The sequence below is a fragment of the Streptomyces sp. NPDC050147 genome, assembly GCF_040660195.1.
Lineage (GTDB): Bacteria > Actinomycetota > Actinomycetes > Streptomycetales > Streptomycetaceae > Streptomyces.
This window is the reverse complement of the sequence record NZ_JBFALJ010000040.1, coordinates 1-26,133: the sequence shown is the minus strand read 5'-3', so window position 1 is coordinate 26,133 and position 26,133 is coordinate 1. Positions and strand designations below refer to the sequence as shown.

The following is a 26,133-nucleotide window of genomic DNA, read 5'->3' as shown; positions in this document are numbered from 1 at the left end:
TCTCCGCGGACCTGGGGCCCTAGGCCCGCACCTCCGAGCGGTCACCGCCCCACAGGGTGTGGAACGAACCCTCGCGGTCCGTACGCCGATAGGTGTGCGCCCCGAAGAAGTCCCGCTGCCCCTGTGTGAGCGCGGCCGGCAGACGGTCCGCGCGCAGCGCGTCGTAGTACGCGAGGGCCGCTGAGAAACCCGGCGTGGGGACACCCTGCCGGGTGGCCGCGACCAGAACCGCGCGCCAGTCGTCCTGGGCCGCACCGATCTCCTGCGCGAACGTCTTGTCCGACAGCAGGCTCGGCAGATCCGCGCGCGCGTCGTACGCGGCGCGGATGCGGTCCAGGAAGGCGGCGCGGATGATGCAGCCGCCGCGCCAGATGGCGGCGACCGCGCCCAGGTCGATGTCCCAGCCGTACTCCTCGCTGCCCGCGGCCACCTCGTGGAAGCCCTGCGTGTACGACACGATCTTCGAGGCGTACAGCGCCTGCTCGACCTGGTCGGCGAACGCCCCTGCCTCGGCCTCGTCCAGCGGGCGAGCCGTCGGGCCCGCCAAGCCCTTTGACGCCGCCCGCAGTCCGGAGTGGCCGGAAAGGGACCGGGCGAACACCGCCTCCGCGATGCCCGACACCGGAACGCCCAGGTCGAGGGCGATCTGCACGGTCCAGCGGCCGGTGCCCTTCTGCTCGGCCTGATCCTGGACCACGTCCACGAACGGCTCGCCCGTCGCGGCGTCCACGTGCTGCAGGACCTCCGCCGTGATCTCGATCAGGTAGGAGTCGAGGCGGCCGGTGTTCCAGGTACGGAAGATGTCCGCGATCCGCGCGGGGGAGTAGCCCGCCACCTCGCGCAAGAGCTGATACGCCTCCGCGATCAGCTGCATGTCCGCGTACTCGATGCCGTTGTGCACCATCTTCACGAAGTGCCCCGCGCCGTCCGGGCCGACATGGGTGACACACGGGGAGCCGTCCTCGGCCTTCGCCGAGATCTTCTCCAGCATCGGGCCGAGCGAGGCGTACGACTCCTCGGAGCCGCCCGGCATGATGCTCGGGCCGAGCAGCGCGCCCTCCTCGCCGCCGGAGACGCCCGTACCGACGAAGTGGATGTCCCGCTCGCGCAGTTCACGCTCGCGGCGCCGAGTGTCGGCGAAGTGCGCGTTGCCACCGTCGACGATCATGTCACCCGGCTCCAGGAGCGGGGCGAACTCCTGGATGACGGCGTCCGTGGGCTCGCCCGCCTTCACCATGATGACGAGGCGGCGCGGGCGTTCGAGCGCCGCGACGAACTCCTTGGCGGTCTCGGTGGCGATGAACTCGCCCTCGTGGCCGAACTCCTCGACCAGTGCGTGGGTCTTGGCCGCCGTGCGGTTGTGCAGGGCGACGGCGTAGCCGTTGCGTGCGAAGTTGCGGGCCAGATTGCGCCCCATGACCGCGAGGCCGGTGACACCGATCTGGGCTGACGTGCTGCTCATGCCGTGGCTCCTGGAGGTGGAAGTGCCGGTGGTGTTCGCCAGTATCGCCCGCGGCGTAGCGTGACGTTCCGACACCGCGTCCGACGAAGGAGCCGCCCGTGCCCCATTTCGACATGCCGCTCGACGAACTGCGCAGCTACCGCGCCGATGTGCCGGAGCCGGAGGATTTTGACGCGTTCTGGGAGAAGACTCTTTCGGCCGCACGCGAGCACGACCTCGACGCCCGCTTCCTTCCCGTCGACGCGCACCTGAGCACGGTCGACGTCTTCGACGTGACGTTCGCGGGGTTCGGTGGTCACCCGGTCAAGGGCTGGCTGATACTGCCCGCCGGGACGACCGAGCCGCTGCCCGCCGTCGTCGAGTACATCGGATACGGCGGCGGACGCGGCCTCCCGCACGAGCGTCTGCTGTGGTCGGCGGCGGGCTTCGCGCACTTCGTGATGGACACCCGGGGGCAGGGCAGCGGCGGTTCGGCGGGCGACACCCCCGACCCGGTCGGCAGCGGGCCCGCCTATCCCGGGTATATGACGCGTGGCATCGAGGACCCTCACGAGTACTACTACCGGCGCGTCTTCACCGACGGCGTACGGGCGGTCGAGGCGGCCCGCGCGCATCCGCTGGTGGACTCCTCGCGGGTCGCGGCGGTCGGCGGCAGCCAGGGCGGCGGCATCACCCTCGCCGTCGGCGGGCTCGTCCCGGACCTGGCGGCGATCGCGGCCGACGTGCCGTTCCTGTGCGACTTCCCGCGCGCCACGACGCTCACCGACCGGCCGCCGTACCGGGAGATCGCGCTCTACATGAAGGCGAAGCGCGGCGTCGAGGAAGGCGTCTTCCGTACACTCTCCTACTTCGACGGCGTGCACTTCGCGGCGCGCGGCACGGCGCCCGCGCTCTTCTCCGCGGCCCTCGAGGACATGACGTGCCCGCCGTCCACCGTCTTCGCCGCCCACAACGCCTACGCGGGTGCGGAACGTTCGATGGAGGTGTACTCCTTCAACGATCACGAGGGTGGCGGCCCCTACCAGCAGGATGTCCAACTCCAGTGGCTCCCTGAGCACTTGAAGGGCTGACCGGTGGCGCGCTCCCTCGGTCGCGCACCCTTGTCACGGCTCGGTCGGACCGGCTAACTTGCCGCCTTGTCGTGTGTCCGACGTGACTGTGATGTGTGTGACTGAGGGAGCTCTCATGGCCGTACGCGGTCGGCACCGCCGGTACCAGCCGAACCGGATCAACCGAGCTTCGCTGACCGTCACGGCGGGTGGCGCCGGGATGGCGCTGCCGCTGATCGGCACGGGCACGGCGGAGGCGGCCTCCGTCGACACCTGGAACAAGGTCGCGGCCTGCGAATCCACCAGCAACTGGAGCATCAACACCGGCAACGGCTACTACGGCGGCCTCCAGTTCAAGCAGTCCACCTGGGAGGCGTACGGCGGCACGGCCTATGCCCCGCGCGCCGACCGCGCCACCAAGCACCAGCAGATAGCCGTCGCCGAGAAGGTCCTCAAGGCGCAGGGACCGCAGGCCTGGCCGGTCTGTTCGGAGCGGGCCGGCCTGACGCGGGGCGGTGACGCGCCCGACATCACGCCGATGAGCGCGCCCAAGAAGGCGGCGCCGAAGGCCCCCCAGCGCGACGTCAAGGACGTCAAGCCGGAAGTGACCCCGCAGTCCGCCGCGGGGCGCGGCCAGATGTACACGGTCGTGCGCGGCGACACGCTCTCCCAGATCGCCGACGAGCGCCGGGTGAGCGGCGGCTGGCGGCAGCTGTACGAGGCCAACCGCACGACGATCGGCGCGGACCCCGACCTGATCACGCCGGGCCAGCGGCTGGCGCTGGAGGCCGCGCGGAAGAGGGCCGGGAATCCGGAGGCCGCGCAGAAGCCGCGCACGGATCAGAAGCCGCGCACCGAGCAGAAGCAGCGGGCCCAGCCGAAGCCCAAGGCCGAGCCGAAGCCCAAGGCCGAGCCGAACAAGGCGAAGCCCGCGCAGGCCGGGCAGCGCCTCTCCGCACCCGTGGCAGCCTCACCCAGCACCCCCTACCGTGCCGCGGGCGGCTCCTGGTCGAAGGGCTACCACACGGGTGTCGACTTCCCCGTGGCCACCGGCACTTCCGTGAAGGCCGTCGCCGCGGGCACGGTCGTATCGTCCGGCTGGGGCGGCTCGTACGGCTACGAAGTGGTGATCCGGCACGCCGACGGCAAGTACTCCCAGTACGGGCATCTCTCGGCGCTCACCGTCAAGGCGGGGCAGAAGGTGGGCGCGGGGCAGCGCATCGCCCGCTCGGGGTCCACGGGCAACAGCACGGGCCCGCATCTGCACTTCGAGATCCGGACGGGTCCCGGCTTCGGCTCCGACATCGATCCACTGACGTACCTGCGGGCCGGCGGCGTCCGGATCTGACACAGCCGCTCTGCGTGTTCGACCGAAGCCTTGACGACCGAAGCCCCTGACGACCGAAGCCCCCGGAGAATCCCGGGGGCTTCAAGACATGCGGAAGGCGGGCGGGCCTCAGAAGCCGATGCGTTCGCGCCCGTGGCCATGGCGGAACAGCACCCGCCGGTGCGGGTGCGGCACGGGCGCGGGCTGGGACGGCACCGCGGGCAGCTCGTGCACCCGCTCGTCGGGAGTGACAGTGTCCGCCGCCACAGGGCCGCCCTTGGCCACCTGCACCGTCGACGCCGCGGCGCCCTGCGCCGCGCCCATCCGCTCCGTGGTCAGCAGGATCAGACCGCCCGCCGCGACGACCCCGAAGCCCAGGGCGACGGCTGTGCCCGCCGAGCCGTAGCGGAACGATTCGCCGAAGAGCGTGAGGCCCACCGCGGCCGCCACGACCGGGTTCACGACCGTCACGGTCGACAGCGGGGCCGCAAGGCCCGCGCCCCGGTAGGAGGCCTGCGAGATCAAGACACCGGCACCGGCCAGCACGGCGATCACCGCGAGGCTCGGTACCTGCTGCGCAAGCGAGACGCCCGCGTCCAGGTCCACGGCCACCGTCTTGGTGAACACCGAGGCGATACCGAAGGCGACGCCCGCCGCGCTGGCGAGCAGCACGCTGCGCACCACCGGGTGCCGGTGCACCGCGTGCGCCACGACCATGAGCGTCACCACGGCGCCCGCGGTCATGAGCGCCACCATGACCCGCTCGGCGTCGTCCAGGGACTGCGCGTCCGCCGACTGCGTCAGCGAGAGCAGCCCGGCGAGACCCACGGTCGCCATGACCGCGCCACGCCAAGCGGTGGCACCTGCCTTGCGGCGCACGAAGAGGGCGGCCATCGGCAGGGCGAAGACGATGGTCAGGGCGCCAAGAGGCTGCACCAGGCTCAGCGGCCCGTACGCGAGCGCCACCACGTGCAGCAGCGCACCCAGGCCGTTCAGCGCGATGGCGATCCACCAGACGCCGCGGCGCAGCGGGGCGTACCGTCGCTCCGGCGTGCTCACGGCGACGCGTTCCTGCAAAATGGCCCCGCCCGCATACGCCACGGCGGAGACGAGGGACAGCAGCACGGCGAGCGTGAGGGCACTCATGAGGTGCTCCACGGCTTGCGTGGCGCCCCTTGGCGGGCCCGGGGCGCCCGGCGCGGCGAACGGTCGGCTTCCATACCCACCACGATCTCGCGAATTTCGCTCCACGTCGTCGTACCTCAGCAGGCATTGGGTCCTACTGCCGATGGAGTACTGACCGAGAGATGTCCTCCCCCGGGTGGGTTACGCAAGAGTTCGGCCGATCATCCAGATTCTCGAAAATTCTTCCGTGGGGGACCCTCACAACGCCCCCGTGCGGGCCCCTGGGCGCGTCGTGGGCACGTCGGCGTGCCGTTTCCGGGGCGCTGTCCCCCCGCGCCGCTCCCACGCCCTCCGACGGCTGCTCACTCCCCTCCGGGGCAACCCTCTTGACCTGGGCCTATGTGGCGCGCAGTCATATTCTTGACCTCCGTGGAAAGGGGTCCGGATGCACCGGAACATACGCAGCGTCGATGACGTCCTGAGGCTCATGGACAGCCTGTTCGCGCCGGAAGCCGACCGCTGGACCGCCGACGCGGCGAGCTGGTGGGACGGCTTCTACACCGACCGCTCACGGCCGGTGCCGTTCTTCGTGGCGAAACCGGACGAGAACCTTGCGTCGTACATCGACCGGGGCCTGCTCACGGCGGGCCGTGCCCTCGATCTGGGCTGCGGTCCCGGCCGCAACTCCCTGTATCTGGCCTCCCTGGGGTTCCAGGTGGACGCCGTCGACCTCTCACCGGCTGCCGTCGCCTGGGCCGGGGAGCGGGCCCGCGAGGCCGGGGCGGACATCCGCTTCCGCTGCGCCGACGCCTTCGCGCTCACGGAGGCCGAACTGGACGAGATGGGCGGTCCCTACGACCTGATCCACGACTCCGGCTGCTTCCACCACCTGCCTCCCCACCGCCGCGTCAGCTACCTCTCCCTGCTCGACCGCGCTCTCGCCCCCGGCGGCCACCTCGCCCTCACCGCCTTCGCCGCCGGAGACGCGGGGTCCGGCTCCGAGCTGCCCGACGCGGAGTTCTACCGCGCTTCGGGACTCCAGGGCGGCCTCGCCTACACCCCGGAGTCCCTGCGCTGGATCTTCTCCGACCTCACCGAGGTCGAACTGCGCCGCATGCGCGACGAACCCGCCGACTCCACGTACTTCGGCGAGCCGTTCCTGTGGACGGCCCTGTTCCGGCGGGACGCCTGAGCCCCCCGCCGGGAGGCCTAGGCTCAGCTCTCGTGAAAAACCTTCTCGACCTGACCGAAGTCGGCTCCGTCGGCGGTTTCTTCGCCCTGCGCACGGGGGCGCCGCCCGCCGGCCCCCACGTGACGCCCCTGGCGCGCCTGTACGCGGGGGACGACGGGCCCCTCGCGTTCCGCGTCGACAAGGTCGGCGCCCGGCTGGGGGCGCCCGACGCGCGCGTCGCGGTGTCCGTGGCGCAGCTGGGGCTCGCGGCGCGGCTGTGGTCCGTGGCGCTCGGCTCGGCCGCGCTCCACGGCGAGCTGCCGGACCTCCACCCGGGGCTGCTGCACTGGGACGCGGACGGCAGCTCGCCCGACGACCTGTGGCTGACGGACGTGCGGACGCGGCCCGGCGACGCCGCGAACATCCGGGACGTGGTGCAGCACGCGCATCTGGTGCCCCTGGCCGACGCCCTGCGCGCGCGGTACCGGATCTCCGCGCCCCTGCTGTGGGGCAACGCGGGCTCCGCGCTGGCCGGAGCCGCCCGCGAACTCGACACCTGGGCGCGCCGCACGGGCCGTACCGACGCGGGGGAGCGCGCACGGGCGCTGGCCACCGAACTCTTCGACCATCCCGACCTGCGCGGTACCGGAACGCTGCGCGGCACCGCGTTCCGCCGCCGCAGCTGCTGCCTCTACTACCGCTGCCCGGGGGGCGGCCTGTGCGGGGACTGTTGCTTCGACCGGCCGCCCCAGAGGTCGGTGCGGGCCTCTTCCCCGCCGGGCGCTTCTGGGTGACCATGAGGGGGCGGGCGACCGACGGCTGGGGTGGACGGACGGGAGGTTCTGCGTGCGAGTAGGACTGCTCACCCGGGAATACCCTCCGGATGTCTACGGCGGAGCAGGCGTCCATGTCGAGTTCCTCGCGCGCGAGTTAGACGCCCTCGTCGACGTCGACGTGCACTGCTGGGGCAACGGCGGGCCCGCCGGAGGACCCGTACGCCACCAGGCCTGGGAGTTACTGGACGGCGCCAACGACGCCCTGCGTACCTTCTCCGTGGACCTCTCCATGGCGGCCGCGCTCACGGGCTGCGACGTCGTCCATTCCCACACCTGGTACGCCAACCTCGCCGGCCACCTCGGAAAGCTCCTGCACGGCATCCCGCACGTCATGACCTCGCACTCCCTGGAGCCACTGCGCCCCTGGAAGGCCGAGCAACTGGGCGGCGGGTACGCCCTGTCCGGCTGGGCCGAGCGCACCGCCGTCGAGGCCGCGGACGCCGTGATCGCCGTCTCGCGCGGCATGCGGGCCGACATCCTCGGCTGCTATCCCGCCATAGACCCGGCGAAGGTGCACGTCGTGCACAACGGCATCGACACGGCCCTGTACCGCCCCGTCCCCGGCACGGACGTCCTCGAAAGACTGGGAATCGACCCCGAGCGGCCGTACGTCCTGTTCGTCGGACGCATCACCCGCCAGAAGGGCGTGCCCCACCTGCTGCGCGCCGCAAAGGAGTTGGACCCCGCGGTACAGCTCGTGCTCTGCGCCGGAGCGCCCGACACCCCGCAGATCGAAGCCGAGTTCCGCAGCCTCTTCGAGGAGCTCAGCCGCGCCCGCGGGGGAGTCCACTGGGTCCCCGAGATGCTGCCGCGGCAGCAGATCATCCAACTCCTCACTCGCGCGCGGGTGTTCGTCTGCCCATCGGTGTACGAGCCGCTCGGCATCGTGAACCTGGAGGCGATGGCCTGCGGCACCCCTGTCGTGGCATCCGATGTCGGCGGCATCCCCGAGGTCGTCGCCGACGGAAGTACGGGGCTCCTCGTCCCGTACGAGGAGAAGGAGCCGGCGGCCTTCGAAGCTCGACTGGCACAGGCACTGAACGAACTGGTCACCGATCCGCGCACCGCGGCCCGCATGGGCGCGGCCGGACGCGACCGGGCCGTCAAGGAGTTCGGCTGGGACGCGGTCGCGCGACGCACGGCCCGCGTGTATGAGGAGTTACTCGAGTCCAAGTGATCCCAGTTAAGGGGGCGGCGCGATGCGCGGAGGACCTTCGGTGCTCGGAATCGTCCTGGCGGGCGGTGAGGGAAAGCGCCTGCAGCCCCTCACGGCCGACCGGGCCAAACCAGCGGTCACGTTCGGCGGCACGTATCGCCTCGTGGACTTCGTGCTCTCCAATCTCGTCAACGGTGACATCCTGCGGATCTGCGTGCTGACCCAGTACAAGTCGCACTCCCTGGACCGGCACGTCACCACCACCTGGCGGATGTCCAGCCTCCTCGGGAACTACGTCACCCCGGTCCCGGCGCAACAACGCCTCGGCCCGCGCTGGTACTTGGGTAGCGCCGACGCGATCCTGCAGTCCCTCAACCTCGTGCACGACGAACAGCCCGACTACATCGCGGTGTTCGGCGCCGACCACGTCTACCGCATGGACCCGCGCCAGATGCTCAACCAGCACTTCGAGAGCGGCGCCGGAGTGACGGTCGCCGGGATCAGAGTGCCGCGCTCGGAGGCGTCGTCCTTCGGCATCATCACGCCCGCGCGGGACGGCACACGCGTCGACCGCTTCCTGGAGAAGCCCACCGACCCGCCGGGCCTGCCCGGTTCGCCGCACGAGGTGTACGCCTCCATGGGCAACTACGTCTTCACCACGAAGACCCTCGTCGACGCGATCCAGCAGGACGCCGAGGACGACAACTCCAAGCACGACATGGGGGGTTCTATCCTGCCCATGCTCACCGAGCGCGGCCTTGCCCAGGTGTACGACTTCGACGACAACCACGTGCCGGGGGAGACCCCGCGCGACCACGGCTACTGGCGTGACGTCGGCACGCTCGACGCGTACTACGAAGCGCACATGGACCTGATCTCCGACCAGCCGGTCTTCAACCTGGACAACCGTCGCTGGCCCATCTACACGCACCCCGGCGGCCTGCCGCCCGCCAAGTTCTGTGCGGCCGGTATCGCCAGCGAGTCCATCGTCAGCCCCGGCTGCGTCATCCGGGGCCAGGTCACACGCTCCGTGCTCTCACCCGGCGTGACGATCGAGGACGGGGCGGTCGTACAGGGTTCGGTACTGCACGACAACGTCCGCGTGGGCAGGGGCGCGGTGGTGCGGGGAGCCGTCCTCGACAAGAACGTGGACGTCCCGCCCGGGGCGACGATCGGGGTCAACCCCGAGCGGGACGAAGAGCTCTACACGGTGTCCAGGGGCGGTGTGATCGCGCTGGGGAAGGGGCAGGTCGTACCCATGTAGGCCGAGCCCACCCAAGTACTCCGAGCTCACCCATGCAGTCCACCCACCTGTCTGGTGGCAGGCGTGACCTCTACAGCACCCGGCGCCTGCGCCCCAGCCACGTCTGCGCTATCACCACGAGTGCCAGGAAAGCGCCGCTGACCACCTGTTGGTAGGCGGAGTCGAGCGAGCCGATCTGGTTGATGACGTTCTGGATGACCTTCAGGAGCAGCACGCCGACGAGTGATCCGCTGATGAAGCCGAAACCGCCGGTCAGCAGCGTGCCGCCGATGACGACCGCGGAGATCGCCTCCAGTTCCATGCCCGAGCCGAGGATGGTGACGCCCGAGACCAGCCAGGCCGCGTTGAGGGCGCCCGCGAGGCCCGCGCAGAGTCCGGAGAGGGTGTAGACGGTGACCTTGGTGCGGGCCACCGGGGCGCCCATGAGGGCCGCCGCGTCCTCGTTGCCGCCGACCGCGTACACGTACTGGCCGAATCGGCTGCGGCGCAGGACGACGGCGCCGGCGACGAAGAGGGCGAGGGTGATCCAGACCGGGGCCCCGACGCCGAGGACCTTGCCCTGGCCGAGTGTCGCGAAGAACGAGTCCTTGTCGACCAGGTAGGTCTGGGAGCCCTCGTCGGTGATGGAGAGCAGGATGCCGCGCGCGCCCAGCATCGCGGCCAGCGTCACGATGAAGGGAGCCAGGCGTGAGCGGGCGATGAGGAGGCCGTTGACCAGGCCGATCAGTCCGCAGACGGCCAGCGGGAGCAGGAGCGCCACTGCCGTGCCGTACTGCGAGCCCCAGGCGGCGAGTACTCCGCCGAGTGCGAACAGGGACCCGACCGAGAGGTCTATGCCGCCTGTGATGATCACGAACGTCATGCCCAGCGCGACGACCGCGAGGAACGCGGAGGAGACCGCCATGTTCTCCAGGTTGTCGCCGGTCAGGAAGGTGTCGAAGCTGAGCGACGCGACTACGACGGCCACGAGCAACGTGACCAGGGCGCCGTGTTGTTGGGCCAGCGCGCTGATCCGTTCGGAGCGGCTCGCTCCTGGCTGCTCGTCCTCCCTCTTCTTCATGGGCTTCGCCTCGGATATCACCGTGCCGGTCACCGCTTGCCCCTCTCCCGTGCCGCGTAGACGGCGAGAATGATCACTACGGCCTGGGCGATCTGCGTCCAGGAAGGCGGCAGATCGTGCTTGATGAGCGTGGCGGTGAGCAGCTGGATCAGTACGGCGCCGGCGACTGTGCCGCCGATGCGTACGCGTCCGCCGCTGAGCGGTGTCCCGCCGACCACGACCGCGGTGATCGCGGACAGTTCCATCAGGTTGCCGAGCGAGGTCGGGTCGCTGGCGGTGAGGCGGGCCGTCGCCAGGACGCCCGCGATGGCGGCCAGGGCGCCGGAGCAGACGTACACGAGGATCAGGACGCGGCGTACGGGGAGCCCCGCGAGGCGGGCTGCCGGGCGGCTGTCACCGATGGCCAGGAGCTGGCGGCCGAAGGTGGTGCGTCTGACGACGAAGGCTACGAGGAGTGCGAGGGCCGCGGCGATCAGGACGAGGTAGGGGATGCCCAGGACCGCGCCGGAGCCGAGACTTGCCATGGTCGGGTCGCGTACGTCCTTGAGCTGGGGGAGCAGCACGAGGGCGAGGCCGCGACCGGCGACCATCAACGCCAGGGTGGCGACGATGGGTTGGACGCCGATGAACGCGATGAGGGAGCCGTTCGCGATGCCGATGACCGCGCCGCCGATGATCGCGACGATGAGCGCGATCCAGGTTCCGTAGCCGAGGTAGAGGGAGAGGAGGGACGTGGAGAGCGCCATGACCGAGCCGACGGAGAGGTCCACGCCCTCGCTGCCGATGGCCAGCGCCATGCCGAGCGCGACGATGAGGACGGGGGCTACCTGGACCGCCTGGGTGCGGAAGTTCTCGGCGGAGAGGAAGTGGGGGGTGAGGGCGATGTTCAGGATCAGGAGTACGGCTACGCCCAGGTAGACGCCGTAGTTCTGGAGGTAGCGGAGGACGCGCTCGCGGTCCGCGGCTCTGCCTCCTAGGGCCAGGTCAGTCATGGGTACTCCGGGTGCGCCTTGGCTTGTCGGTGAGGCGGGGCCGCGCCGGTATGTCCGTCCTCGCTACCGTCCGGTGGCCGCCTGGGTACTTCGGCTGGGGAGTGCCGCGAGCCGTCCTCCGGGCAGACATACCGGCACGTCCCCTCCGGTCGGCTTGGCGGCTGCGGGCGGCTTGGGGGTTACTCACCGGGGCTCCCGGTTGTCGCTATCGCTCGCATGAGGGCGTCCTCTGTGACCCTGGCGCCCGTTAGTTCCTCGATCATCTTGCCGTCCTTGAGGACCATGACTCTGTCCGAGCCCTCTATCAGTTCCTCCATGTCGGAGGAGATGAGGAGTACGGCCAGGCCGTCGTTGGCCAGCTCGTCGATGAGCTTTTGGACTTCGGCCTTTGCTCCGATGTCTATGCCTCGGGTCGGCTCGTCCAGGAGGAGGACCTTCGGGTTCATTGCCAGCCAGCGGGCCAGGAGGACTTTTTGCTGGTTGCCGCCCGACAGTTCGCCCACTTTCTGGTGCGGGCCCGACGCCTTGATCTGTAGGCGTTTCATGAACGTGTCGACGATGGCGTCGATCGCCGCATCGTCCACCAGGCCGAAGCGCGAGAGGCGGGGGAGTGCGGCCAGTGCGATGTTCTCGCGGACCGAGAGGCCGGGGACTATGCCCTCCGCCTTGCGGTCCTCGGGGAGGAGACTGATGCCGGCCCGGATCGCGGCGGCGGGTGAGCCGGTGCGGACCGCATCGCCTGCTATCACCACACGTCCGGAATCCGGCGGCAGTGCTCCCGCTATCGCCTTCGCCGTCTCGCTGCGGCCCGAGCCGAGCAGGCCGCCCAGGCCCACCACCTCGCCTGGGCGGATTTCGACGGACACGCCGTGCAGGTGGTGGCGCATCGTCAAGTCGTGGGCGAGGAGGATGGGTTGCGTTTCGGGGGCGTGTTCTCCTGAAAACTTGGTGACGCCCTCTTCGCGGACCTCACCGACCTCGCGGCCCAGCATGAGGGAGACGAGGCGGAGTCGGTCGAGCTCTGATATCGGGCCCGTGTGCACCAGCTTGCCGTCGCGCAGCACCGTGACCGTGTCGCACACCTCGTAGAGCTCGTCGAGGCGGTGGCTGACGTAGATCACCGCGATGCCGCGGTCCCGCAGCATGCGGATGACGCCGAAGAGAGTCTGGACCTCGCGGGGTTCGAGGGAGGACGTCGGTTCGTCCATGATGACGACCTGGGCGTCGACCGAGACCGCTCGGGCCAGCGCCACCATCTGTTGTGCTCCTATGCCGAGTTCGCGCAGGGGACGGCGTACGTCGACCCGTACGCCGAGCCGCTGGAGCGCCTCGTCCGCCTCGCGGTGCATGCGGCGGAAGTCGATCAGGCCCAGGCGGCCACGCGGTTCGCGGCCCAGGAAGAGATTGCGGGCCACGCTCATCAGGGGGACGAGGTTGACCTCCTGGTAGATGGTGGAGATGCCCGCGTGTTGGGCCTCAAGCGGCGTTGCGAAGCTGACCTGTTGGCCGTTGTGGGTCAGCTGGCCCGTGTCCGGTGCGTATACGCCCGTCAGCACTTTGATCAGGGTCGACTTGCCCGCGCCGTTCTCGCCGATCAGGGCATGCACCTCGCCGGCGCGTGCGGTGAAGTCCACGCCGTCCAGGGCCCGTACGCCCGGGAACGTCTTGCTGAGGCGGGTGACCGTAAGGACGTCGGACATCTCAGTACGCCTTGCCGAGGTCCGCCTTGGCGTTGTCCTTCGTGTACGCGCTGTCCTTGATGACGATGTCCTGCGAGACCTTCGTGCCCTTGGTGAAGGTGTCCAGGGTCTGGAAGGCCAACGGGCCGAAGCGCGGGTTCGACTCGATGACACCGTCGATCCAGCCGTCGACTATGCCCTGCACGGCGTTGCGCGTGCCGTCGACCGTCACGATCTTCACGTCGCCGGCCTTCTTGCCCGCGCCCTTGAGGGCGTTGACCGCGCCGAGGCCCATTTCGTCGTTCTCGGCGTAGATCCCAGTGATGTCCGGCTTGGACTGGATGAGCTGCTCGGTGACCTGCTGGCCCTTCTCACGGGCGAACTCGCCCGTCTGCTTGAACACGACCTTCAGGTCGGGGGCCTTCTCCTTGATCCGGTCCTCGAAGCCCTTGGTGCGCTCCGTGGTGACGTTGTTGCCCGCGGCGCCGAGCAGGATTGCGACCTTGCCCTTGCCGCCCGTCGACTTGATCATCTGGTCGGCCGCGCGCTTGCCCTGCTCGACGAAGTCGGAGCCGATGAAACTGACGTAGTCCTTGCAGGGCTTGGCGTTGATCTTGCGGTCGATGGTGATGATCGGGATGTGCTTGGCGGCGGCCGAGCGCAGCACAGGCTCCCAGCCGTCGGAGTTCAGCGGTGCGATGACCAGGAGGTCGGCGCCCTTGGCGATGAGGTCCTGGACGTCGCTGATCTGCTTGGAGAACTGCGACTGGGCGTTCGCGGTGAGGAGTCTGACGCCGCGCTTCTTCGCCTCTGCCTTGATGGACGCCGTCTCCGCGATGCGGAAGGGGTTGGCCTCCTTCTCGGACTGGGAGAAGCCGACCGTGGCGCTCTTAAGGTCGAGCTTCTTGCCGCCGTAGGCGTCTATCGCGCAGGTCGGGCCGCTGCCCTCACTCGGCTCCGAAACGACCTGTCCCGAGTCGCCCTGGTCCTGTGACGCGGAGCTCTTGTCGCCGTCGTCCTCCGACTTCGCGCAACCGGTGGCGAGAGCGAGGCTCGCGGCGAGACCGGCGGCGAGGAGGGTCCTGGCTGAGGTGCGGCTAAGGCGTGTGGTCGGCTTCATGGAGTCCCCAAAATGGCACGGCCCCGGCGCTGAGAGCGCTCACGGGAGGATCGGCTCTTACGGTCAACTCGGCGCTACGGGGAGCTTTTTACATCGTTGAAAGGGGGCTGTAAACCCTCCGCGCACAGGGAGGGCTGAGCTGACGGCTCGGCAGTTCAGCGTCGCCCCAGCGTGCTTTCCCGCTCCACCAGGCGGAATTCGGCGGTGAGTTCACGCCCCTCGGGCTCTCCCGAGCCTTCCAGGCTGCGCAGCAGCGAGGCCACCGCGAGCCGGGCGATGGCCTGCTTGTCGGGCGAGACCGTGGTCAGCGTGACCGCCCCGAACTGCCCCTCGGCGATGTCGTCGAAGCCGACCACCGCCACGTCCCACGGCACGCGCAGACCGCGTTCGTGCAGCACCCGCATGGCGCCGATCGCCACCAGGTCGTTGTACGCGAACACGGCGTCGGGCCGCACCCCCGCGTCCAGCATCCGCGCCATCGCCTTCGCCCCGTCCCAGCGGTTCCAGCCGCCGACCGGGCCCACCAGGCTGTCCGGTACGGCGATCCCCGCCTGCGTCAACTCCTCGCGCCAGCCCTGGAGTCGGAGGTTCGCCGGGCGGTTCGCGGAGTCCGTGCGGGCGCCGAGATACGCGATGCGGGTGCGGCCACGGCCGATGAGGTGGCGTACCGCCGTGCGGGCCGCGGCGACGTTGTCGATGGCGATGTGGTCGTAGGGCAGGTCGTACTGGCGCTCGCCGAGCAGCACCAGCGGTACGTCGTCCTCGCGACCGAGCAGGTCGGCCGACTCCAGCTCCAGTGGGCTCATGATCAGGCCGTCGATCACCCGGGCCCGGAAGCCCTGGCTGACCAGGACCTCCTGCTCGCGATCGCCACGGGTGTGGTCGAGCAGGACGGTGAAGTCGTGCTCGGCCGCCGCGTCGATGACCGCGCCCGCCAGTTCGGCGAAGTAGGGGTTGCCCAGCTCGGGGACGGCGAGCGCGATGATGCCCGTACGCCCTTTGCGCAGGTGACGTGCCGTCAAGTTCGGGCGGTAGCCCAGCTCGTCGATCGCCTCCTGCACGCGCGCCCGCATCGCCGGGGTGACGTGCTGATACTTGTTCACCACGTTCGAGACGGTCTTGATGGAGACGCCCGCGCGCTCCGCGACGTCCTTGAGGCTTACCCGCACGTACAGCTCCCTGCGTCTAGGTGCACCCCTGTCCTGGGGTGTTTGTCATGACCCTGGACAGCGCGCCGGAGAGCGTGCTGTCATGCCAACTGCCGTTCCTTCCAACGTTGTACAGATTCGTTGTACAGACTGCGGCGGTCAGCCGCCACCCCCTTCCCTCAGCCTTCGCCACCCCCTTCCTCAGCCTTCAAGCACCGCTTCGAGCTACGGAGGATCTGTGCGCCCCACCCGACCCGGAAGAGTCAGGCAGCGACTGATATTGCTGCTCACCCTCGCCCTCGCCCTCGCCGGACTCACCGCGGTTCCGGCCGCGACAGCCGCCGACGAACCCCCTGAAATCCACGGCCTGAAGGGCGAGTACTACACCCAGTCCGCCCCCGGAGCCTTCGACTTCCACGAGCTCAAGGCCACCGGCTTCGACCAGAAGATCGACTTCGACAATCTCGACCCGCGCCTGGCCTTCGCCACCGGCAAGGCCGACGACGCCACCGTCCGCTGGACCGGCAAGGTCGTCCCCGAGAAGACCGGCCCCCACACCTTCTCCATGATCGGCGACAACGGCTTCCGTCTCTGGGTCGACGGCAAGCTCGCCATCGACCACTGGGTCGACGACTGGGACAAGGAACAGACCGCGCAGCCGGTCGAGTTGACCGCAGGCAAGGCCTACGACATCAAGGTCGAGTACTTCGAGCACTACGGCGGCTCCAACCTCCACCTGCGCTGGACCGAGCCCGGCGGCAGCAAGGAAGCCGTCCCGCAGTCGGCCTTCCGCCTCCCCGACGGCTTCGCGTACGACGGAGCCACCTCCGCCACGGTCCTCAAGGACGGCCGCACCCTCAAGCTGGACTTCGCCCAGAAGCTCGGCGCGGTCCCGAACGGCCTCGCGGACCACATCGAGGCGGTCATCGGCGGCGCCAAGTGGCCCATCGGCGCCATCAAGGCCGACCCCGAGGACGCTCGCGCACTCCTCGTGGGCCTCAAGGAGCCCGTCGTCGGCAACAAGACGGGCACGGCCAAGGGCAGCGCCGACATCCGCTACGACGGCAAGGGCGGCCTGGCGGGCGACGACGGCAAGGAGGTCGCCGCCTTCTGGAGCAGCGGGCCCAACCACTCCGAGCACCAGCTGCGCACCAAGTTCGCCGATGACGTGAACCCGGGCAACGCGCACCCCGAGTACCCGCGCCCCCAGCTGACCCGTGACGCGTGGCGCAACCTCAACGGGACCTGGCAGTTCGCCTCGGCCAAGGCCGGCGAGAAGCCCCCGTTCGGCAAGCAGCTCGGCGAGAAGATCCTCGTCCCCTACCCCGTGGAATCCCAGCTCTCCGGCCTCGAACGGCACGAGGACCGCATGTGGTACCGCAGGACCTTCACCGTCCCGCAAGGCTGGAAGGTCGGCGACGGCAAGCGCCTCAAGCTCAACTTCGGCGCGGTCGACTGGCAGTCCGAGGTCTTCGTGAACGGCAAGAAGGTCGCCGAACACAAGGGCGGCTACGACAAGTTCAGCGCCGACATCACGGACGCCCTGAAGCCGGGCAGGACCCAGGAGCTGATCGTCGGCGTCTATGACCCGACCGACTCCAAGGACGGCGAGAACCCGCCCGTCGGCAAGCAGCGACTGGACCCCAGCGGCATCTGGTACACCCCGTCGTCCGGCATCTGGCAGACGGTGTGGATGGAGCCGGTGGCGGCCGACCATGCAGACTCGCTCAAGATCACGCCTGACGTGGCCACCAAGCAGGTCTCCGTCGAGCCCAAGGGCGTACGCGACGGAGTGCCGGTCAAGGCGGTCGCGTACGAGGGGAAGAAGAAGGTCGCGGAGGCGAGCGGACGCACGGGCACCCCGCTCAAGCTGAAGATCGCCGAGCCGCGTCTCTGGTCGCCGGACACCCCCTTCCTCTACGACCTGAAGGTGACCGTCGGCCGCGACAGCGTCAAGAGCTACTTCGGTATGCGCACGATTGCCGTGGAGAAGGTGAACGGCACTCCGCGCACGATGCTCAACGGCAAGCCCGCCTTCCTGATGGCCACGCTCGACCAGGGCTTCTGGCCCGACGGCCTGCACACGGCGCCGACCGACGAGGCGCTCGCGTACGACCTGAAGATGCACAAGGAGATGGGCTTCAACTCGGTCCGCAAGCACATCAAGGTGGAGCCGGACCGCTGGTTCTACTGGGCGGACAAGCTGGGCCTGATGGTCTGGCAGGACATGCCGTCGATGCGGTCCGACCGCAACCCGAGCACGGCGGCCCGCGCGCAGTACGAGCACGAGATGAAGCAGATGATCGACGAGCACGCGAACCACCCGTCGATCGTCATGTGGGTCACCTTCAACGAGGGATGGGGCCAGTACGACCAGGGCCGCATCGCCACTCAGGCCAAGTCCTGGGATCCGACCCGCCTGGTCAACGGGATGTCGGGGCTCAACCTCGGGGCCGACGGCGGAACCGGCGACATCATGGACGAGCACGGCTATCCGAGCCCGGCACTCCCGCCCAAGCCCGACGGTGAACGGGCGCTGATCAACGGCGAGTACGGCGGTCTCGGACTCGCGGTGCCGGGGCACGCGTGGTCCGTCCAGCAGAGTTACGTCGACGTGGACCCGGCGACGTACACGGACGACTACCTCACCAAGCTCGACGAGGTGCGCGCGCTCGCCTGCAAGGGCGGCAACGGCGCCGTCTACACCCAGATCTCGGATGTGGAGGGCGAGTTGAACGGTCTGCTCACGTACGACCGCAGGGTCGTCAAGCCCGACGTGAAGCGGCTCAAGGCAGCACATGAGGCCTTGATCGGCGACGCGTCACGGCCGGACCCGGCGGGGTGCCCGGGCTCCTGACCGGGAGCGCTTGATCAGTGGACGCGGCCCCTCCCGCTTGGCACCATCAGCTCGTGATCACCGAGAACGAGTGGGCAGGGAACGAGTGGGCAGGGGCCGCGGCCCGCAACAACGCCGAGTGGTGCGACGCGCTCTGCCGTGCGCACGGACTGGCGGGCGAGTTCGGAGCCGGGGCGTGGAGCAGCGCGCGGCGGACGCCGCCGCTGTATCCGGATGCCGTCTCGCTCGCCCCCGGCATCTCGCCGGGCGACCTGGTGGCCCGGATCGACACGGCGTCACCGGGCTGCTCCGTCAAGGACAGCTTCGCCTGCCTGGACCTGGAGCCACTGGGTTTCGAGGTGCTGTTCGAAGCCCAGTGGATCCACCGGCCGGCGGGTGAGGCTCCCGCGGACCCGTCCGCGGCCATCCGCTGGGAGCCGCTCAGGTCCGCCGATTCTCTGCCCGAGTGGGAGACCGCGTGGAACGACGGCGAGCAGGGCACCGGCTTGTTCCGGCCAGAGTTGCTTGCCCGGGACGCCACGTTCCTCAGCGGCACTGGCGCCGACGGGAAGATCGTCGCGGGAGCCGTCGCGAGCCCGGGTGAGTCCGTGGTCGGCATCTCGAATCTCTTCGCGGCGGGTGACGCGCCGGGCGGGGAGGAGTCCGCCTGGGCCGGCTGTCTGACGCAGGTCGCCCGGCTCTGGCCCGGTCTGCCCGTCGTCGGATACGAGAGCGGCGAGAGCCTGGACACGGCCGTCCGCCAGGGCTTCACCCCTGTCGGGCCCTTGCGGGTGTGGCTGCGTACTGCCTGAGCGCCGCCTGAGAACCGGTGCCGCCTCACCCGCTCCCACCCCTTGACGCACACGAGGCGACCCCCGAAGAATGATCGCGTTCCGTGCTTTGACAACGTTGTCCAAGGAGGCGTTCCCACCCATGAGATGGACTCGACGGCTACGCGGTACGGGGGTGGCGGTGGCCGCGGCCACGCTCCTCGGGGGGGCCCTCGCCATACCGGCGGCGCAGGCCGCCCCGGCATCGGACGGCCGACTGACCGACCTGGTCAACCCGTTCATCGGCACCGAGAACGAAGGCAACACCTACCCCGGCGCGGCCGTGCCCTTCGGCATGGTCCAGTTCTCACCCGACACCGGGCACAACACCGGCTACGACCACTCCGACACGCACATCCGCGGCTTCTCGACCGTTCACCTCTCGGGCGTCGGCTGCGGGTTGGGCGGCGATCTGCCGGTGCTCCCCACCACGGGCGACGTCAAGGAGACGGACTACGCCAAGTACGCGGCGGAGTTCAGCCACGACGACGAGAAGGCGAGCCCCGGCTCGTACCAGGTCGGCCTCGAGTCCGGGATCGACGCCGAGCTGACGGCCACCAAGCGCACCGGCGTGCAGCGCTACACCTTCCCCGCCACCGACAAGGCCAACGTCCTGCTCAACGCGGGGCAGTCGCTGCACAAGACGGGCAGCACCAAGGTCGAGATCCTCGACAACCGTACGGTCCGCACGGCGATCACCGGCAGCGGCTTCTGCCAGGACACCAAGCCGTACACGGTCTACACGATCACGCGCTTCGATCGGCCCTTCACCACGTCGGGCACCTGGAAGGGCGACACCGTCACCGCGGGGTCCAAGTCGTCGTCGGCGGGCGATGAGCGCAACGGCGCGTATGTCCGCTTCGACACCTCGAAGGACCGCACCGTAGAGGCGACCACCGCTCTCTCGTACGTCGATGCCAAGGGTGCCGCGCTCAACCTCCGCGCGGAGGGCGGGCGTTCGTACGACCGTGTCGCGAAGGCCGCGCGGGCCGCGTGGGAGGACAGGCTCGACGACGTGCGGGCGCAGGGCGGCAGCGAGACCGTGCGCCGCACCTTCTACTCGTCCCTCTACCGTTCGTTCCTCGCGCCGAACATCGGCAGCGACGTCGACGGCCGGTACACGGGCTGGGACCAGAAGATCCACCGCGCCAAGAACTTCACGTACTACCAGAACTGGTCCCTGTGGGACACCTACCGCACCCAGGCGCAGCTCCTCTCCCTGCTCGCGCCGCACGAGTCGCGTGACATGGCGCTCTCCGTCCTGAAGATCGACGAGGAGAGCGGCTGGCTGCCCAAGTGGGGCTACGGCACGGTCGAGACGAACATCATGACCGGCGACCCCGTCACCCCCTTCCTCACCAACGCCTACCAGCAGGGTCTGCTGAAGGGCCATGAGGAGGAGGCGTACCGCGCGCTGAAGAAGAACGCGGACGGTGTGCCGCCCGCCGATTCGGCGCCCGTGGGCCGTGAGGCCAACAAGGAGTACCTGAGCGAGGGCTTCGCGCCGTACATCAAGGGCCGTCCGCACGCGAAGCCCGGCGACTCGGACTACGATCACGGCGCTTCGGCGACGCTGGAGTACGCCCTCTCGGACGCGATGCTCGGCCAGATGGCAGGCGACCTGGGGCACAAGGCCGATGCCGAGCGGTACGCGGACCGTGCGCAGAACTACCGGAAGATCTTCGACAGCTCGACCGGGTTCTTCCGTGCGCGGGACGCCGCGGGCGCCTTCACCGGACCTGCCGACCCGGCCAAGAGTGAGGGCTTCCACGAGGGCACGTCCTGGCAGTACCAGTGGCTGGTCCCGCAGGACCTGCCCGGCATGATCGGCCTCATCGGCGGCAAGCAGGCCACGAACGACCGCCTCGACTCCTTCTTCGCCTACGAGCAACTCCTGAAGGACCCGGCGAAGACCGCGCGCGAGGTGTGGGTCAACGGCCCCTACGACTACTACAACGCGGACAAGTACAACCCGCAGAACGAGCCCGACCTCATCGCCCCGTACACCTACTTGTCGACGGGGCAGCCGTGGAAGTCGACGGACGTGGTGCACGCCGCGCTCACCCTCTTCACGGACACCCCGACCGGCATGACCGGGAACGACGACCTCGGCACCATGTCCGCCTGGAACGTGCTGTCCTCGATCGGTGTCTTCCCGGTACAGCCCGGCACGGACACCTGGGGGCTCTCGACGCCCGTCTTCGAGCGCGTCGACCTCACGCTCGACCGCCGCTACTACCCGAAGGGCCGTCTCACGGTGAAGGCGCCGGGCACCTCGGCCACCGACCGGTACATCCAGTCGGCGCGCACGGACGGCGCCGACCACGGCAAGACGTACCTGACGACCGACGACATCCGCGACACCCGCGAACTCTCCTTCACGGTGGGCGACAAGCCCTCGGAGTGGGGCACGTCACAGGAGGCGGCGCCGCCCGCGCTGAAGTGACGCGGCAGCCCGCGTCGAAGTGACACAGCGCCCCGAGCCGAAGTGACGTAACCGACACGACACTTGTGCACCACCAGGCCCGCCTCTCCCAGAGGGGCGGGCCTTAATCTGTTGTTAACTGTGCGTAGCTTGATCGTACTTGACTGTAGTCGCGCAACGGGGATTGACTGCACACTCATGCCATCCCCCGCATCGTCCTCGACGAGAGCAGCCTGTTGAAAACGTTGACCGCTGACTCCTCCGACCTGCTCGCACCTCTCGACCTCGCCTTCTGGAACATCGAGTCCGCCGAACACCCCATGCACCTGGGAGCACTCGGCGTCTTCGAGGCCGACTCGCCGGCCGCGGCCGAGCGCGCCGCCCGCCTCCTCGCCGAACGTGCGGCCACCGTGCCCGGACTGCGGCTGCGGATCCGCCCGGTCTGGCTGCCGGTCGGCGGGGCAGTCCGCGCCACCGCGCCCGCCTTCGACCCGCTGGACCACGTCCGCCTCGCCGAGCCCGCCGATGACTTCCACGCCGCGGCGGGTGCACTCATGCAGCGTCCCCTGGAGCGCGGCAGGCCGCCGTGGGAGGCGCACGTGCTGCCGACGCGGGACGGCGCGTCCTCCGCCGTGCTGTTCAAGTTCCACCACGCCCTCGCCGACGGGCTGCGCGCCCTGATGCTCGCCGCGGCGGTCATGGACCCCACCGATCTGCCCACCGCGCGTCCGGCGCCCGCCGGGCCCGAGGACTCCCGGCGGTCCTGGCTGCCCGACCCGCGCAAGCTTCCGGGTCTGCTGCGCGACACCGTCAGCGACGTGGGGCAGGCCCTGGACATCGGGTCGTCCGTCGCTCGCGCGACCTTGGGCGCACGGTCATCGGCCGCCCTCACGTCACGGGCCACCGGCACGCGGCGCACCGCGGGGGTCCTGCTCGACCTGGACGACGTGCACCGCGTGCGCAAGACGGTGGGCGGCACCGTCAACGACGTACTGATCGCCGTGGTCGCGGGCGCGCTGCGCCGCTGGCTCGACGCGCGGGGCGACGGCAGCGAGGGAGTGGAGCCGCGCGCCCTCGTCCCCGTCTCCCGGCGCAGGCCGCGCTCCGCGCAGCCGCCGGGCAACCGGCTCTCCGGGTACCTGGTCCGGCTCCCGGTCGGTGAACCGGACCCGGTCGGGCGGCTGCGGGCGGTGCGGGCCGCCATGGACCGCAACAAGGAGGCGGGGCCCGGCCGCGGCGCGGGCGCGGTCGCCCTGCTCGCCGAACACGTGCCGCCGCTGGGGCACCGCATCGGTGGTCCTGTGGTCGCGCAAGCCGCCCGGCTGCTCTTCGACATCCTGGTGACCAGCGTCCCGCTGCCCAGCCTCGGCCTGAGACTGGGCGGCTGCCCGCTCACCGCCGTGTACCCGTTCGCGCCGCTCGCCCAGGGGCAGGCACTGGCCGTCGCGGTGTCGACGTACCGGGGCCGGGTGCACTTCGGTCTGGTCGCGGACGCCGCCGCCGTACCCGACCTGGATGTTCTCGCCCGGAGTGTGCGGGAGGAGCTCGCGGGGCTCGTCGAAGCGTGCGTAAACCGTCCGCGTTTGGTAGTGGGGCCCGTCGCTACGTAAAGTTCTCTTCTTTGGAGCTTCCGCGGTCACCCAGACGAGCCGCGGCATGAGTGACGCGAGGACAGCGGCGATGACGGTGACAGAGGACAGCCTGGGGGCTGCCGGTTCGGCCGAGCCCCAGGAGGCCGGTTCGGTCTCCTATGGCCCCGGCATCGACCCCGACCGCCTCGCCGTCTGTCTCGGCGTGCTCGACGAGCTCGACAAGCTGGATGTCGACCACCCCGACGCGATCGCGGTGCGCCGGGCCACGGCCGGGATCTACCGGACGGTGAAGCAGCGCCGCCGTCAGGAGCGCCGGGCCGCCAAGACCGCGCACGACAAGGCTGTCACCGAGGCCACCGCCACCGGCTCGGCCGAGCGCATCGACGACGAGACCGAGGGTCTGCTGCCCTCCTCGCAGACTGAGGAGGGCCGGATCGCGGGGATACTTCAGCGCCCCCGCTCCTGCTACACCTGCAAGACCCGGTACGTGGAAGTCGACTACTTCTACCACCAGCTGTGTCCGGACTGCGCCCGCCTCAACCGGTCCAAGCGCGATGCCCGCACCGACCTCACCGGCAAGCGCGCGCTGCTCACCGGCGGCCGGGCCAAGATCGGCATGTACATCGCGCTGCGTCTGCTTCGCGACGGCGCCCACACCACCATCACGACGCGGTTCCCCAAGGACGCCATCCGCCGCTTCAAGGCGATGGACGACTCGGCCGACTGGCTGCACCGCCTGGAGGTCGTCGGCATCGACCTGCGCGACCCGGCCCAGTCCGTCGCGCTCGCCGAGCGGCTCGCCGCGGCGGGACCCCTCGACATCCTGATCAACAACGCGACGCAGACCGTGCGCCGCCTGCCCTCCGCGTACGCCGCCCTGGTCGAGGGCGAGGGCGCGCCGCTGCCCGCCGGTGAGCTGCCGGCCCACTCCGTCATCGGCGCCTTCAACTCCGGCGCGGTGGACGGCCTGGCCGCTCTGCCCGTCGGCACCAGCGGTCTGGACGCGCAGCAGGTCGCCGACCTCGCCCTCGTCGCGGGCAACGCCAGCGTCGCCCGGCACCTCGACGGCACCGCCATCGACGCGGGCGGCCTGGTCCCGGACGTCGTCGACAGCAACACGTGGGTGCAGACCATCGAGCAGATCTCCCCGGTGGAGCTCCTCGAGACCCAGCTGTGCAACTACACCTCGCCGTTCATCCTGATCAGCGCGCTGCGTCCGGCGATGGCCGATGCCGCGAAGAAGGCATCGAGCGGCCGTTCCTACGTCGTCAACGTCTCCGCGATGGAGGGCGTCTTCGGCCGCGGATACAAGGGCGCGGGCCACCCGAACACGAACGCGGCGAAGGCCGCGATGAACATGGTGACGCGGACCAGCGCCCAGGAGATGTTCGAGACCGACGGCATCCTCATGACCTCGATCGACACCGGCTGGATCACCGACGAGCGCCCGCACTACGACAAGCTGCGCCTGGCCGACGAGGGCTTCCACGCCCCGCTCGACCTGGTCGACGGCGCGGCTCGGGTCTACGACCCGGTCGTGCGGGGCGAGGCGGGCGAGGACCTGTACGGCATCTTCCTGAAGGACTACGCGCCCGGTAAGTGGTAGGAGGCGGCGGCCCGTTCCGCCCCCTGGCCCGGCGCCTCACTCCCCACCCGTCGCCCGCAGCCGTTCATGCACCGCGTACGGGGAGGTCGTACCGGCGGCGGCCCGCACCCGCGTGCCGCCGTCGACGAGCAGATCCGCGCCCGTCACCCAGGCGGCCGCGTCCGAGATGAGCCATGCCACGGCCCGCGCCACGTCCTCCGGTTCGCCGATGCGGCCGAGCGGCAGGCTCGCGGCGAGCTGCTCCTCGGCGCCGTCCCACACGAAGCGGGCCATCTCGGTGCGGACGAGGCCGGGGGAGACGGAGTTGACCCGCACCAAGGGCGCGAGTTCGCCCGCCAACTGGGCGGTCAGGTGCAGGAGCGCCGCCTTGCTGGTGCCGTACGCGCCCACGTTCGGGCCCACGTGGGAAGCGCCCTCGGTGCAGATGTTCACCACCGCGCCGCCGTGCTCGCCCATCCAGGCACGCCAGGCGAGCTGTGTCAGGCGCAGCGCGGCCTCGACGTTCACGGTGAAGGCGGCGCGCCACCGGGTGAGGTCGACGTCCATCAGTGGGCCGTAAGGGGCGTTCGTCGCGGCGTTGTTCACCAGTACGTCGAGTCTCCCGAACTCCTGGATTGCGAGAGCCACGCAAGCCTTCGCCCGACCGGAATCAGCCACGCCGCCCGCGCACCCCACGGCCTGTGCGCCGTCCGCGCGGAGACCGGCCACGGCCGCCTCAAGGGCATCGGGTTCGCGGCCGGTCAGGACGAGGCGATGCCCTGATTCCGCGAGGGACCGCGCCACGGCGAGCCCGATTCCTCGCGAGGCCCCGGTCACCAGAGCCACCGCGCCGTCCCGTGCCTGGGCGGAAATCATCCCCGTACGGTCCCATGGAGGCCCGGAAAGGCCCATGGCCGTGACCCGTCGGAAAGTTCTTGGCTCGTGGGCCACCCCCACACCGGGATCAACTGTCCGAAATACACTCCTTCGGCGGACCCCATAGAGCGCGGGCGCGCTCATTTGGTTAATGTGAGGCGAACGGACGGTCTCCAGGGGATCACAAGCCCCCCTCGGCCGCCCCGGGACAGGCTCGCCACCGTGGCCGCGATCCCGCCAAAACAACGGCGCCACCGCGACCGAACAGCCCTTGTCCTTCCGTTACGCGACACAAAGGAGTGCGCGGTGACACCAGATCTGACGAAGCAGGAAAAGCGACCGGCGGAACGCGGCAGTGAGCGGGTCGGCAGACCACGCAAGCTGAGCAACCTGGATTCGTGGGCGAAAGCGGCCCCGATCCGCCTTGCCGGCTACGAGGACGACCTCGCCGAGCCGCACATCCTCCCTGGTATCGACTGAACCCTCCGCTTTCGCCGCGCGCCCCCGCCGCGAGCTTCAGGCCGCGCGGCCCGGTGGCGGCGACCGCGAACGGAAGCCGGGGGCGCTGCACACAGCCTGGGATGTTCCGTACCTCTGACG

Annotated in this window: 20 protein-coding genes and 1 pseudogene; 12 read left to right on the top strand and 9 right to left on the bottom strand. The window is 69.9% G+C overall.

Annotation, left to right across the window (positions count from 1 at the left end; genetic code table 11):
- Window positions 1-19: 19 nt before the first annotated feature.
- Complete coding sequence (gene gndA, locus AB0I94_RS39405) at window positions 20-1,462, bottom strand: NADP-dependent phosphogluconate dehydrogenase (RefSeq protein WP_363314624.1); 1,443 nt, start codon at window positions 1,460-1,462, stop codon at window positions 20-22.
- 98 nt (window positions 1,463-1,560) lie between these two features.
- On the opposite strand from gndA, the gene AB0I94_RS39400 reads away from it, so the two are divergent.
- Window positions 1,561-2,532 carry an acetylxylan esterase gene (locus AB0I94_RS39400; RefSeq protein WP_363314623.1) on the top strand — a complete coding sequence of 324 codons (972 nt, stop codon included), beginning with the start codon at window positions 1,561-1,563 and terminating at the stop codon, window positions 2,530-2,532.
- Between the two features lie 115 nt (window positions 2,533-2,647).
- Window positions 2,648-3,859: a transglycosylase family protein gene (locus AB0I94_RS39395; RefSeq protein ID WP_363314622.1), complete on the top strand. Its 1,212-nt coding sequence runs from the start codon at window positions 2,648-2,650 to the stop codon at window positions 3,857-3,859.
- 108 nt (window positions 3,860-3,967) lie between these two features.
- On the opposite strand, the gene AB0I94_RS39390 is transcribed toward AB0I94_RS39395, so the two are convergent.
- Entirely contained in the window at window positions 3,968-4,984 is a 1,017-nt protein-coding gene (locus AB0I94_RS39390) for a DMT family transporter (RefSeq protein WP_363314621.1), read from the bottom strand.
- Between the two features lie 424 nt (window positions 4,985-5,408).
- Here AB0I94_RS39390 and AB0I94_RS39385 point away from each other — a divergent pair, with 424 nt between their 5' ends.
- From AB0I94_RS39385 to glgC, 4 genes are read left to right on the top strand one after another with little or no spacing between them, the layout of a single operon-like run.
- A complete protein-coding gene (locus tag AB0I94_RS39385) occupies window positions 5,409-6,155 on the top strand; it encodes a class I SAM-dependent methyltransferase (protein ID WP_363314620.1) in 747 nt (248 codons plus the stop codon).
- A gap of 32 nt (window positions 6,156-6,187) precedes the next feature.
- Window positions 6,188-6,928 (top strand): (2Fe-2S)-binding protein, encoded by a 741-nt coding sequence (locus AB0I94_RS39380; RefSeq protein ID WP_363314619.1) that lies wholly within the window; start codon window positions 6,188-6,190, stop codon window positions 6,926-6,928.
- 52 nt (window positions 6,929-6,980) lie between these two features.
- On the top strand, window positions 6,981-8,147 hold the full coding sequence (gene glgA / locus AB0I94_RS39375; RefSeq protein WP_363314618.1) for a glycogen synthase: 1,167 nt from the start codon (window positions 6,981-6,983) through the stop codon (window positions 8,145-8,147).
- Window positions 8,148-8,169: 22 nt separating this feature from the next.
- The gene (glgC, locus tag AB0I94_RS39370) at window positions 8,170-9,390 is read left to right on the top strand and encodes a glucose-1-phosphate adenylyltransferase (RefSeq protein ID WP_363314617.1); all 1,221 of its coding nucleotides are present in this window, start codon (window positions 8,170-8,172) and stop codon (window positions 9,388-9,390) included.
- 70 nt (window positions 9,391-9,460) lie between these two features.
- Here the strand turns inward: glgC and AB0I94_RS39365 are convergent, their stop codons facing one another.
- The 5 genes from AB0I94_RS39365 to AB0I94_RS39345 all read right to left on the bottom strand — a co-directional run bounded on the left by AB0I94_RS39365 (window position 9,461) and on the right by AB0I94_RS39345 (window position 15,410).
- Entirely contained in the window at window positions 9,461-10,450 is a 990-nt protein-coding gene (locus tag AB0I94_RS39365) for an ABC transporter permease (protein ID WP_363314652.1), read from the bottom strand.
- Window positions 10,451-10,479: 29 nt separating this feature from the next.
- Window positions 10,480-11,442: an ABC transporter permease gene (locus tag AB0I94_RS39360; protein WP_363314616.1), complete on the bottom strand. Its 963-nt coding sequence runs from the start codon at window positions 11,440-11,442 to the stop codon at window positions 10,480-10,482.
- A 179-nt stretch (window positions 11,443-11,621) separates the two neighbouring features.
- Window positions 11,622-13,142, bottom strand: a complete 1,521-nt coding sequence (locus AB0I94_RS39355; protein WP_363314615.1) for a sugar ABC transporter ATP-binding protein — start codon at window positions 13,140-13,142, stop codon at window positions 11,622-11,624.
- A gap of 1 nt (window position 13,143) precedes the next feature.
- Window positions 13,144-14,241, bottom strand: coding sequence for an ABC transporter substrate-binding protein (locus AB0I94_RS39350; RefSeq protein ID WP_363314614.1), 1,098 nt, complete (start codon window positions 14,239-14,241; stop codon window positions 13,144-13,146).
- A gap of 155 nt (window positions 14,242-14,396) precedes the next feature.
- The gene (locus AB0I94_RS39345) at window positions 14,397-15,410 is read right to left on the bottom strand and encodes a LacI family DNA-binding transcriptional regulator (protein ID WP_363314613.1); all 1,014 of its coding nucleotides are present in this window, start codon (window positions 15,408-15,410) and stop codon (window positions 14,397-14,399) included.
- Window positions 15,411-15,627: 217 nt separating this feature from the next.
- Between AB0I94_RS39345 and AB0I94_RS39340 the strand changes: the two genes are divergently transcribed.
- From AB0I94_RS39340 to AB0I94_RS39320, 5 genes are all read left to right on the top strand, one after another.
- Window positions 15,628-18,246, top strand: coding sequence for a PA14 domain-containing protein (locus tag AB0I94_RS39340; protein ID WP_363314612.1), 2,619 nt, complete (start codon window positions 15,628-15,630; stop codon window positions 18,244-18,246).
- Between the two features lie 53 nt (window positions 18,247-18,299).
- Window positions 18,300-19,037: a hypothetical protein gene (locus tag AB0I94_RS39335; protein ID WP_363314611.1), complete on the top strand. Its 738-nt coding sequence runs from the start codon at window positions 18,300-18,302 to the stop codon at window positions 19,035-19,037.
- Window positions 19,038-19,158: 121 nt separating this feature from the next.
- Window positions 19,159-21,501: a GH92 family glycosyl hydrolase gene (locus AB0I94_RS39330; RefSeq protein ID WP_363314609.1), complete on the top strand. Its 2,343-nt coding sequence runs from the start codon at window positions 19,159-19,161 to the stop codon at window positions 21,499-21,501.
- A gap of 224 nt (window positions 21,502-21,725) precedes the next feature.
- Window positions 21,726-23,090 (top strand): wax ester/triacylglycerol synthase family O-acyltransferase, encoded by a 1,365-nt coding sequence (locus tag AB0I94_RS39325; RefSeq protein WP_363314608.1) that lies wholly within the window; start codon window positions 21,726-21,728, stop codon window positions 23,088-23,090.
- A gap of 70 nt (window positions 23,091-23,160) precedes the next feature.
- Entirely contained in the window at window positions 23,161-24,678 is a 1,518-nt protein-coding gene (locus AB0I94_RS39320; protein WP_363314607.1) for an SDR family NAD(P)-dependent oxidoreductase, read from the top strand.
- A 36-nt stretch (window positions 24,679-24,714) separates the two neighbouring features.
- On the opposite strand, the gene AB0I94_RS39315 is transcribed toward AB0I94_RS39320, so the two are convergent.
- A complete protein-coding gene (locus AB0I94_RS39315; protein ID WP_363314606.1) occupies window positions 24,715-25,533 on the bottom strand; it encodes an SDR family oxidoreductase in 819 nt (272 codons plus the stop codon).
- A 306-nt stretch (window positions 25,534-25,839) separates the two neighbouring features.
- On the opposite strand from AB0I94_RS39315, the gene AB0I94_RS39310 reads away from it, so the two are divergent.
- Window positions 25,840-26,013: a hypothetical protein gene (locus tag AB0I94_RS39310; protein WP_363314605.1), complete on the top strand. Its 174-nt coding sequence runs from the start codon at window positions 25,840-25,842 to the stop codon at window positions 26,011-26,013.
- 25 nt (window positions 26,014-26,038) lie between these two features.
- Here the strand turns inward: AB0I94_RS39310 and AB0I94_RS39305 are convergent.
- Window positions 26,039-26,133 (bottom strand): annotated as a pseudogene (locus AB0I94_RS39305) (LLM class flavin-dependent oxidoreductase); the annotation flags it as partial.